Genomic DNA, 2,832 nt, shown 5'->3' on the forward strand with positions numbered 1-2,832 from the left:
GCGACCCCGTGGCCGCCCGATTTGCTGCGGACGCCGCCTAGGCCGATGACGCTCTGGTTTGGGCCCTGGGGGTGGGGCGCTGGGGGGGCGAAGAGGGGGGCCGCCCGGGCCGCGCGTGGGGTGGCGGCGCGGCCGGACGGAATGGGAGGGGTCAGTCCTTACGGCGCCGGGCGGCGCCGCCGATGCCGGCGATCAGGGCGAAGAGCCCGACACCGGTGAATGCCATCGACGTGCTGCGACTCGGCACGATGGACGTCAAGCCACCCTTGGCACTCGACTGCCTGGCCGCGGCCCCGGTGGAGGGGTGCGGGTCGGCATCGCTGCCACTGGCCGGGAGGGCCAGGTAGGGGAAGGTCTTGCCGAAGGCGACGTCGTTGGAGTCGACGCCGTCACCCAGGTCGTTCGGGCTTCCGACGAGCTCACCCTCGACGACCTGGAGCGCGATGTCGATGACGTCGTCACCGAGCCTGCGGCCGTTGGGGAAGCCCTGGTTGTCGCCACCGATCACACCGAGCCGGTTGGGCTGGGCCGTCACCGGGGTCGACATGTTGAGGCGAAGCTGCTCGCTCGGCGTGACCTTGCCCTTGGGCATGTTGAGGCCCTTGACACCGGTGAGGAACACCGAGACGAGGTCGTTGCGGGGCGTCTTGGGCGCGTCGATGCCGTAGACGGCCTCGACGAGCTTGGGCAGCTCCGGGTTGGTGACGTACTTCAGCGCGGCCACGTCCTGCGTCGGCTTGGAGGCGTTGAAGCCATCCTTGAGCTTGAGCGGGATGACGACCTCGTTGACCAGCGGGTTGCCCAGACGGGAGACCTGCTGGAACGTGCCGTTGGCCGACTTCTTCGAGGTCGTCGACCAGACGCCGATCACCGGGTTCTTCTTGGCGTTGCCCTTCTTCGCCAGCCAGCGCTGGGGCACCTGGAGGGCGACCGAGTTGACGTTGAAGCCGGCGAGGGTGTCGTCGCCGGCCTCGGAGAGGTCGCCGCCGTAGAGCAGGTCGAAGACGCGCAGGTCGAGGAAGAACGAGTCCTCGGCCTGACCGACGAAGGACTTGACGTTCTTGCCGGACTTGATGGTCGCCTCGCTGCGGAGCTTGGCGTAGTCAGGCATCGAGGCCGCGCCGATGTTGGACGGCGCGACGCGCCGGTTGTTGACGACGACCTTCGTCTTGCCCTTCTTGATCCGGACCAGCTTGTAGGTCTGGTAGAAGTTGAGGTTCTTGTCCTTGAGCGAGGTCACCGGACCGGTGGCGGCCAGGAAGGTGTCCTTGGACACGTAGTGGTCCTTGAACGTCCACCGGAACGTCACGTCGGGCTTGGCGTCCGCGTTGTTGTCGACGTGGATGTCGTACTGCGCGTCGGTGGCGAAGCTGTAGAAGTTCGGGCCACCTGCCGGCTCCTGGAACGGCAGCCAGCTGGCGGCCAGAGTGACGGTGCTCTGCTTCTCGGGACTGCGGAACGCGTAGACGTCCGTGGTGTCGTACTGGGGCGTCCCCGCGATGAGCGGTGCCTCGCGGTGGCTGGACGCGGTGGCTGCGAGGGGGCCGAGGCCGGCGAAGCCGACAGCCGTCAGCATGCCGCCGGCACAGGCCAGAGCCACTGCCCCTTGCCGCTTGGTGGGTCGTGAGCGAGTCATCTGCAACTACTCCTTGATATCGGCACGTCGCAATGCAGGGGCGTGTGCCCCTCGACGTGCTGCCCGGACTCGTCCATGAGCCGGGATGTCTTGTGTTCGGAGTCACAGGTGAGTCGGATTGGTCGGTGTCGTTCCACGGTCCGGGTGCCGCTGACTTGCAGGCATTTGAGAGGGTGAGGCCATGAAGCAGCGGACGCTTGCAGCCTTGCTGGCCGTGCCGATGCTGATCGGGCTCTTCGTGGTCGTCGGCACGCAGCCGCTGCCCTACGTCACCTACCGGCCAGGTCCGACCGTCGACCTCCTGGCCGCACGCGACGGCCAGGAGATCGTAGAGGTCTCGGGACACAAGGCCTACCGTGACGACGGCGAGCTGCGGCTGACCACGATCTACGTCGACCAGCCGCAGGACGACGTCACGCTCGAGGAGCTGCTGCGGGCCTGGATCGACCCCACGGAGGCGGTCTATCCCTACGACGCGGTCTATGCCCCGGACGAGACCGACGAGTCGAGCGACGCCGAGTCGGCCGTCCAGATGGTGTCCTCGCAGGACTCTGCCGTGGCCACCGCGCTGACGGAGCTGGGCTATGACGTCGAGCCGGAGATCGAGGTCCTGCACGTCGAGAAGGACCTGCCCGCTGACGGCCTGCTCAAGGTGCGCGACATCCTCGTCTCGGTGGGAGGCGTCGAGATCGCCGCCGCCCAGGACGTGGTCACGGCCGTCGACCAGGCGCCGGTGGACCAGCCGCTCGACTTCGTCGTCCGGCGCAAGGGGCGGCAGGTCCCGGTGAGCGTCACCCCGCGTGAGGTCCAGGGGGACAAGAGGATCGGGATCACGCCCGGCCCGGGCTTCGCCTTCCCCTTCGACGTCTCGGTCGACATCGGCGAGGACATCGGCGGACCGAGTGCCGGGCTGATGTTCTCGCTGGCGATCTACGACACCCTCACTCCGGGCTCGCTCAGCGGGGGAGAGGTGATCGCCGGGAGCGGCACCATCGACCCCGACGGCAAGACCGGCCCGATCGGTGGCATCGCCCAGAAGATCGCCGGCGCCGAGGCCGCGGGAGCTCAGCTGTTCATGGTGGCCGCCGACAACTGCTCCGACACGACCGACCTCGACACCGGCGACATGCGGCTGGTGCGGGTCGCGACCATGCACGACGCCGTCGAGGCGATCAGCACCTGGACAGCCGACCACG

The 2,832-nt window shown here is 68.1% G+C and carries 2 protein-coding genes; one reads left to right on the forward strand and one right to left on the reverse strand.

All coding sequences use genetic code 11. The annotated features are described in order from the left end of the window. Positions 1-151: 151 nt before the first annotated feature. Positions 152-1,636: a DUF4331 domain-containing protein gene (locus RMO85_RS01775; RefSeq protein ID WP_310526090.1), complete on the reverse strand. Its 1,485-nt coding sequence runs from the start codon at positions 1,634-1,636 to the stop codon at positions 152-154. A 181-nt stretch (positions 1,637-1,817) separates the two neighbouring features. Here RMO85_RS01775 and RMO85_RS01780 point away from each other — a divergent pair. Beyond that, a partial coding sequence (locus RMO85_RS01780; RefSeq protein WP_310526092.1) for a S16 family serine protease occupies positions 1,818-2,832 on the forward strand: 1,015 nt, incomplete at its 3' end.

It is taken from the genome of Nocardioides sp., from assembly GCF_031422975.1.
Classification (GTDB): domain Bacteria; phylum Actinomycetota; class Actinomycetes; order Propionibacteriales; family Nocardioidaceae; genus Nocardioides.

Bases quoted from the DNA above. Each gene is read 5' to 3' on its own strand.
- RMO85_RS01775 (WP_310526090.1), bottom strand. From the start codon at position 1,636: ATGACTCGCTCACGACCCACCAAGCGGCAAGGGGCAGTGGCTCTGGCC.